The organism is Microbacterium sp. (assembly GCF_051953575.1).
In the GTDB taxonomy this organism is placed as follows: domain Bacteria; phylum Actinomycetota; class Actinomycetes; order Actinomycetales; family Microbacteriaceae; genus Microbacterium.
Genome location: NZ_JBQCIP010000252.1, coordinates 1 through 7,107, shown reverse-complemented (window position 1 = coordinate 7,107; position 7,107 = coordinate 1). Strand labels below are relative to the sequence as shown.

The following is a 7,107-nucleotide window of genomic DNA, read 5'->3' as shown; positions in this document are numbered from 1 at the left end:
GAGGACGGTGTGGGGGCCGGGGGACTTGGGGGCTCGGGCGGGGGGGTGGGGGGGCGGGGCGACGCGGGTGGGGCCGGCGGGCCCCCCCGGCTGGGGGAGGTCAGGGCTTCGGGAGCCCGGGCGGGTTGATGTCGGACGAGCTCACGGCCTCGGAGTCGAGGCCCCAGAACTCGAGCAGGTCGGTGTAGGTCCCGTCCTCGATGATCTTGTTGAGCACGATGTTGACGGCCTCGATGAGTCCATTGCCCTTCTTCGTTCCCGCCGCGATCTGGGCCGTGTCGGGCCAGCCGCCGGGGACGATGCCGACGAGCTTCGTGTCGCCGGTCTCGCGCGCCGACCAGGCGGCCGTGGCGTTGGGGCCGAAGGTGGCGTCGGCGCGGCCGGACTGGATCGCGAGGGTCGCGGCAGCGGTGTCGTCGTAGTACACGAGCTCGGCGGGGGCCTTGCCGGCAGCCTCGAGCTCTTCGTTCCAGCGCAGCAGCACCTGCTCCTGGTTCGTGCCCGAGCCGACGATGATCTTGAGGCCCGAGATGTCGCTGGAGTCCTTGATCGAGTCGATCTTGCTGTCGCTCTTCACGTAGAAGCCGAGGAGGTCCTCGCGGTAGCTGGCGAAGTCGTACAGCTCCTTGCGCTCTTCGGTGACCGTCACGTTGGAGGTGATGAGGTCGTACTTGCCCGACTGGATGCCCAGCGGCCAGTCGGCCCACGCGACGACCTGCGGGTTGTACTCCAGACCGAGGCCTTCGGCGATCAGCGAGCCGATGTTGGGCTCGGTGCCGGCGACGTCCGTGGCAGCCGACGTCCCGTCCGGCTGATAGCTCAGCGGAGGGACGAACGCGCCTACGGCGACGGTGAGCTTGCCGGCCTGGACCGGCGTGAAGCCGCTCTCTTCGAGAGCGGCGACCGCCTCGGGGACGACGTCGGTGTGGAACCACTCGATCTCGTCGGTGGCGGTGTTGCTCTGGGTCGGCGCGGGGGTGGCCTCTTCCGCGGCCGCCGGGCCGTTGAGGTTCACGGCCGCGACGATGCCGCCGACGACCACGGCCACCGCGACGACGGCGACGCCGATCGCGATGCCCTGCTTCTTGCTGAGTGCCATGCTGTGTTCTCTCTTTCGGGATGCCGGAGCCTGCGTTGCGTCAGGCCAGGACTTTGGCGAGGAACTCCCGCGTGCGCGGGTGCTCGGGGGTGACGAGGACGCGGTCCGGCGGACCCTCCTCGAGGATTCGGCCGGCGTCGACGAACACGATCCGGTCGGCGACCTCGCGGGCGAAGCCGATCTCGTGCGTGACGATGATGAGGGTGGTGCCGCTGCGCGCGAGGTCGCGGATGACGTCGAGCACCTCGCCGACCAGCTCCGGGTCCAGCGCACTCGTGGGTTCGTCGAACAGGAGGACGCGGGGACTGAGTGCGAGGGCCCGTGCGATCGCCACGCGCTGCTGCTGACCCCCGGAGAGCTGTCGCGGATAGTGGTCGGCCCGATCGCCCAGGCCCACACGGTCGAGCAGTCCCCTGGCGAGCTCGCGGGCGGCGTCCTTGTCGAGCAGACCGGTCGCGACGGGCGCCTCGGTCACGTTCTCGAGCGCGGTGAGGTGCGGGAACAGGTTGAAGTTCTGGAAGACCAGCCCCACCTGCGTGCGGCGCTTGAGGATCTCCCTCTCGCGCAGCTCGTACAGCCGGTCGCCGCGGCGCTCGTAGCCGATCAGCCGCCCATCGAGGGTCACCGAGCCTCGGTCGACGGATTCCAGGTGGTTGATCGTGCGCAGCAGCGTGGACTTGCCCGAGCCGCTCGGGCCGAGGATCGCGACGACCTCGCCCGGCTGGACCGTGAGATCGATCCCGGCCAGCACGGGCACGCCGCCGTAGCTCTTGTGTACGTTGTGGATCTCGACGAGGCCCTGGGTCGCCGGCTGCGCGGCGAGGGTGGCAATGCTCATGATCCTGCTCCTTCGGAGTGCTTGGCGTCGTTCGAAGAGGCGCCGAACGGCGTGCGTGTATGCAGGGGCGCATCGACGCCGACCAGCGGTGGCGGGCCGGTGTCGGCATCCCCGAGCCGTGCCCACTGCGCCGCGACCCAGTGGCGGAAGGTCTGCAGCGGCGTGGGCGGCAGGACCCGTACGCTCCCGCGGGCGTAGTGGCGCTCGATGTAGTACTGCGCGATGCTCAGGATCGTGGTGATGAGCGTGTACCAGACGACGGCCACCAGCAGCAGCGGGATGACCCGGCTGTTGCGGTTGTAGATGACCTGAACCGCGTAGAAGACCTCGGGGATGGCGATGACGAACACGACCGAAGCGCCCTTGACGAGGCCGATCACCTCGTTGGTCGCGTTCGGGACGATCGAGCGCATCGCCTGCGGCAGGATGATGCGGAACAGCCGCTTGCGGGCCGGGATGCCCAGCGCCGCCGCCGCCTCCTGCTGTCCCTGATCCACCGACAGCAGGCCGCCGCGGATGATCTCGGCCGAGTACGCCGCCTGGTGCAGCCCCAGCCCGAGGATCGCCGCCGCGAAGGCGCTGATCAGGTTGACCGTCGGGAACTCGACGATCCAGAAGTCGGTGGTGAAGGGCGTGCCCAGGCCCAGGGTCGGGTACAGATAGCCGAGGTTGTACCAGACGATGATCTGCACGACGAGCGGGACCGACCGGAAGAACCAGATGTACGACCACGATGCCCCGCGCAGCAGCGCCGACTTCGACAGCCGTCCGAGCGCGAGCACCGTGCCCAGGGTGAACCCGAAGACCGCCGAGATCGCCGTGAGCGAGAGCGTGTAGCCGACGCCGATGAGCACCGGCTCCGCGAAGAAGTAGTGCGCGAAGACGTCCCACTCGTAGTTCTCGTTGGTGAAGACCGACCACACGAACTGCGCGACGACGAACAGCACGACCGCGCCGATGGACCAGCGGAACCAATGCCGGGTGTGCACGACGGGGATGTCTCCGAGGTCGACGCGCGCGGTGCCGGGCGGCACGGGCGAGGTCGCCGTCGTCTCCGCGGCCGGGCCGGCCTGACGCGGGAGGGTGTCGGTCATGAGAACTCTCTTCGATCGGCGGCGCGGGGTGGGCGGTTCGTGCGCCGGTAGGGCGACGGTAGGGTCCTCGCGCCGGCGGCACCTAGCCGCCGCGGCATCGCGGCGACACGGATCGTGACGGTCTGAAACGCGGCGACACAGATCGGAATGCGCCGACGTACACCGTCTGCGCATCCGCCGGGCCGCTTACCGTGGCAGCCATGTCAGACCACCCGTTCGCCGTCGCCCTGGAGGGGGATGCCGCCGGCGCCCACCCCGCAGCCACCGTCCCCGCGTCCGACGCGCTCACCGCGCGCCGGCTCGCCACCCGCGTCGTCGGAGCCGAACGCTTCGGCCTCACGGCCGTCACCTTCGACGACTCGCCGCTGCCGGTAGCCGATGCCGTCGCGCGTCTGGACGCCGTGCAGCGCGCGGCGTTCGCCGCGCCCCTGACCTCTGCGATCGGCCTGGTCCCGGTGGTGCATGTCGCGTACAGCGAGCCGTTCCACGTGGCCACGCAGCTCGCCAGCCTCGACTGGGCATCGTCCGGTCGCGCCGGGTGGATCGTCGCCGCCTCCGGGACGGCCCGTGAGGCCGCCGCGTACGGGCGCGACGAGCTCGCCGTCGACGAGCTGCGACGCGAGCGCGACGACGTCATCGAGGTCGCGCGGCGGCTGTGGGACTCGTGGGAGGACGACGCCGTGATTCAGGATGCCGCGACCGGCCGCTACCTCGACGCCGACCGCCTGCACTATGTCGACTTCGAGGGCGAGCGGTTCTCGGTCAAGGGCCCATTCATCACGCCCCGTCCGCCGCAGGGTCAGCTCGTCGTCGTGGCGCCGGCAGGCGCTGCCGGCGCCGACGTGGCCCTGGTGGAGGGCATCGACCCGGCGGCGGTCGCGGAGGCCGCCGCTGCGGCTCGTGCCGCGGGGGCCGAACGGGTGTGGGCCGAGGTCGAGGTGCTCCTGGACGCGCGCGGCGTCCCCGCCGCACGCCGTCTCGCGGAACTCGGAGCATGGCCCGCGACCTGCCGGCTGCGCCACATCGGCGACGCCGCCGGTCTGGCCTCTCTTCTCGAAGAGCTGGCGGCATCCGTCGACGGCGTGCGTCTGCACCCGGCCGAACCCGACGTCGACGTCGAAGAGGTGGGGCGCGCGGTGCTGCCGGCGCTTCGCCGGACGCTCGGCTTCCGCTCGCCGACCGCGGGCGACACGCTCCGCGAGACCCTCGGCCTCGGCCGCCCTGTCAGCCGTTACGCCGCATCCGCCGTGAAGGAGCTCGCATGACCACCTCCCGCCGCATCCAGTTCGGAGTGTTCTTCCAGGGGGTCAACTTCGGCACCATCTGGTCGAGCGAGCGCAGCGGCTCGCAGTACGACTTCGAGTCGTTCCGCCGCATCGCGCAGACCGCCGAGCGCGGACTGTTCTCCGCCTTCTTCCTGGGAGAGGGTTTGCGCCTGCGTGAGCATTTCGGCCGCATCCACGATCTCGACATCGCCGGTCGCCCCGATGCGCAGACTCAGCTCGCCGCGCTCGCCGCCGTGACCGAGCGCATCGGCCTGGTGGCGACGCAGAACACCACGTACAACGACCCGTACGACCTGGCCAAGCGCCTGAACTCGCTCGATCTGCTGTCGGACGGCCGCGCCGGCTGGAACATCGTCACCACCGACAACGCGTGGACCGGCGCCAACTTCCGCCGCGGCGGCTACCTCGACCACGCCGACCGCTACCGTCGCGCCGCGCAGTTCGTCGCGGCGGCCCAGCGGGTGTGGGATGCCGGAGCCGAGGGCGTCGGCACGTCCGTGTCCGTCTCCGACGATCTGGTGTCGTTCGAGGGACCGGCTCCGCTGCCGCCGAGCCGGCAGGGCAGGCCGGTGCTGTTCCAGGCCGGCGACTCGGACGAGGGGCGCGAGTTCGCGGCATCCACCGCCGACGTCATCTTCTCGGCGCACCCGGGGCTCGACGAGGCTGCCTCGTTCGCCGCGGACGTGCGCCGGCGCCTGCCCGCGCACGGCCGGAGCGTGGACGAGCTGAAGTTCTTCCCGGGGGCGCAGTTCATCCTCGCCGCAACCGATGCCGAGGCGCGGGAGAAGGCCGAGTGGGTCACCCGCGCGCAGGTGTCGCCGCAGACCGCCATCCGATTCCTCGAGCCGATCTGGGGCCGTGACCTGTCGGAGTACGACGCCGACGGGCCGCTGCCCGACGTCGATCCCGAGGTCGACGAGGTCGACGGCCAGAGGGGCACGCTGTTCCAGGGCCGCAGGGCCGTCGAGACCGCACGGGAGTGGCGCGAGAGCGCCGCGGCCGAGGGACTGTCGATCCGGGAGTTCGTCATCCGTCGGTCGTCGCTGCGCACCTTCGTGGGCGGCTACTCGACGATCGCGGACCGGCTCGTGCAGTACGTCGACGCGCACGCCGTAGACGGCTTCAACGTCTCGCCGTACCTCGTGCCCGAGGGACTCGACGACATCGTCGACGGGCTCATCCCCGAGCTTCAGGAGCGCGGCGTCTATCCGGCCGAGTACCCGGGCACGACCCTGCGCGAGAACCTCGGCCTGCCGGAGCCGGGCGCGCAGGCCGAGCTCGCCGCCTGACGCGGCGAGAAGCACCGCCCCGTGGATCCGCATGGCGCCGTGTGACGGCGCGATGCGCCGGTCGAGGCGACCGGGCCGTAGCGTGACGCCGAACACCGGCATCCACCGTCTCCGAGAGGACCTGCACATGACCGACACCACCGACACCGCGGCCGAGCCGACCTACGACGCCCCACTCATCAGCGCCGAAGAGGCTGCGGCGCGCGCCGCCGCGGGCGCGCTCGTCATCGACGTGCGCAGCGACGCCGGCCGCGCGCGCGACGGTGTGATCCCCGGTTCGATCCGCGGCGACCGCGACAACCTCGACGCCCAGTTCCTGATCGACTCACCCGAGAAGTTCGCCGAGATCACCGAGTGGGACCAGGACATCGTGATCGTGTGCGGCTCGATCCGCGGCTCGGGCCCGGTCGCCGAGCAGCTCCGCGCGAAGGGCTTCACCAACGTCGCCCACGTCGACGGCGGCTTCCCGGCGTGGAAGGAGTCCGGCGCGCCGACCGCAGAGGTGGACGAGAGCCGCTGACATCGCCCGCCGTCGGACGACGGTTCAGGATGCCTCGACCTGCCGGTGCGGCAGGGTCGAGGCATCCGTCATTCCGCCCGCGATCACGCCGACTGAAGGATCCGTGCCGTCACCCGTGCCGAGAAGAGCAGCGCGTCGACCGGCACGCGCTCGTCTGCGGCGTGGAACTGCGCGAAGACGTCGAACTCCCGCGGCACGCGCAGCGGCACGAAGCCGTACCCGTTGATCCCCAGCCGTGCGAAGTGCTTGTTGTCGGTGCTTGCGGGAAGCAGGTAGGGCACGACCACGCCCTCGGCGTCCTCGAGCGAGATCGCCTGCTGCAGGATGCCGATGATCGCGGCGTCGACCGGCGCCTCGGTCGCCGACCACCACCGCCCCTCGCGGATGTCGATGCCGTCCCCCACGACCTCGCGCAGACCGGCGCGCAGCGCGTCGTCCTGCCCCGGCAGCACCCGGATGTCGAGGCGCGCCGACGCCTCGGCCGGAATGATGTTCGTCTTGTCGCCCGCCGACAGCACCGTGGGGGTCGCGGTGTTGCGCGTCGTCGCTCCCACCAGAGACGCGACGAATCCCAGGCTATCCAGATCGGCGGCTAGCGACTCGTCGGTGAACGCGAGCCCGCGTGCCTCGCCGAACACGTCGAGGAAGCGCTGCAGCGCGGGCGTGCGCACCACCGGGAAGCGATGCGCCCCCACCGCCGCGACCGCCTGTGCGAGACGCACGACGCTGTTGTCGTCGGTCGGGCGGGATCCGTGGGCGGCATGGCCGCGGGCACGCAGCGTCGACCAGGCGACGCCCTTCTCGCTCGTGGCGACCAGGTACGCACGGCGGTCATCGGCGGGGTCGGCCGCGAGCGGCACAGAGAATCCGCCCACCTCGCTCAGCGCCTCGGTGACGCCGGGCAACAGATCAGGCCGGTTCTCGACCAGCCACCCCGCGCCCCACACACCGCCGCTCTCTTCGTCGGCGAGGAACGCGAAC

At 71.1% G+C, this 7,107-nt stretch carries 7 protein-coding genes; 3 read left to right on the top strand and 4 right to left on the bottom strand.

Going from position 1 to position 7,107, the window contains the following annotated elements; all coding sequences use genetic code 11:
* Positions 1-100 precede the first annotated feature (100 nt).
* From ACTHNQ_RS16070 to ACTHNQ_RS16060, 3 genes are read right to left on the bottom strand one after another with little or no spacing between them, the layout of a single operon-like run.
* Entirely contained in the window at positions 101-1,099 is a 999-nt protein-coding gene (locus tag ACTHNQ_RS16070; RefSeq protein WP_440334969.1) for an ABC transporter substrate-binding protein, read from the bottom strand.
* 40 nt (positions 1,100-1,139) lie between these two features.
* Positions 1,140-1,937, bottom strand: coding sequence for an amino acid ABC transporter ATP-binding protein (locus ACTHNQ_RS16065; protein WP_440334968.1), 798 nt, complete (start codon positions 1,935-1,937; stop codon positions 1,140-1,142).
* Complete coding sequence (locus ACTHNQ_RS16060) at positions 1,934-3,031, bottom strand: amino acid ABC transporter permease (protein ID WP_440334967.1); 1,098 nt, start codon at positions 3,029-3,031, stop codon at positions 1,934-1,936. The genes ACTHNQ_RS16065 and ACTHNQ_RS16060 overlap by 4 nt, the downstream gene beginning before the upstream one ends.
* A gap of 200 nt (positions 3,032-3,231) precedes the next feature.
* On the opposite strand from ACTHNQ_RS16060, the gene ACTHNQ_RS16055 reads away from it, so the two are divergent.
* From ACTHNQ_RS16055 to ACTHNQ_RS16045, 3 genes are all read left to right on the top strand, one after another.
* Complete coding sequence (locus ACTHNQ_RS16055) at positions 3,232-4,296, top strand: LLM class flavin-dependent oxidoreductase (protein WP_440334966.1); 1,065 nt, start codon at positions 3,232-3,234, stop codon at positions 4,294-4,296.
* Positions 4,293-5,606: an LLM class flavin-dependent oxidoreductase gene (locus tag ACTHNQ_RS16050; RefSeq protein WP_440334965.1), complete on the top strand. Its 1,314-nt coding sequence runs from the start codon at positions 4,293-4,295 to the stop codon at positions 5,604-5,606. Before ACTHNQ_RS16055 ends, ACTHNQ_RS16050 begins: the two co-directional genes overlap by 4 nt.
* A gap of 127 nt (positions 5,607-5,733) precedes the next feature.
* Positions 5,734-6,126, top strand: a complete 393-nt coding sequence (locus ACTHNQ_RS16045) for a rhodanese-like domain-containing protein (protein WP_440334964.1) — start codon at positions 5,734-5,736, stop codon at positions 6,124-6,126.
* Positions 6,127-6,209: 83 nt separating this feature from the next.
* Here ACTHNQ_RS16045 and ACTHNQ_RS16040 read toward each other — a convergent pair.
* Positions 6,210-7,107, bottom strand: an 898-nt coding sequence (locus ACTHNQ_RS16040) for a M20/M25/M40 family metallo-hydrolase (RefSeq protein WP_440334963.1), incomplete at its 5' end; no start/stop codon positions are given.

Excerpts from the sequence above, each read along its gene's own strand:
- ACTHNQ_RS16070 (WP_440334969.1), bottom strand. The coding sequence starts at position 1,099 with ATGGCACTCAGCAAGAAGCAGGGCATCGCGATCGGCGTCGCCGTCGTC.
- ACTHNQ_RS16065 (WP_440334968.1), bottom strand. The coding sequence starts at position 1,937 with ATGAGCATTGCCACCCTCGCCGCGCAGCCGGCGACCCAGGGCCTCGTC.
- ACTHNQ_RS16060 (WP_440334967.1), bottom strand. The coding sequence starts at position 3,031 with ATGACCGACACCCTCCCGCGTCAGGCCGGCCCGGCCGCGGAGACGACG.
- ACTHNQ_RS16055 (WP_440334966.1), top strand. The coding sequence starts at position 3,232 with ATGTCAGACCACCCGTTCGCCGTCGCCCTGGAGGGGGATGCCGCCGGC.
- ACTHNQ_RS16050 (WP_440334965.1), top strand. The coding sequence starts at position 4,293 with ATGACCACCTCCCGCCGCATCCAGTTCGGAGTGTTCTTCCAGGGGGTC.
- ACTHNQ_RS16045 (WP_440334964.1), top strand. The coding sequence starts at position 5,734 with ATGACCGACACCACCGACACCGCGGCCGAGCCGACCTACGACGCCCCA.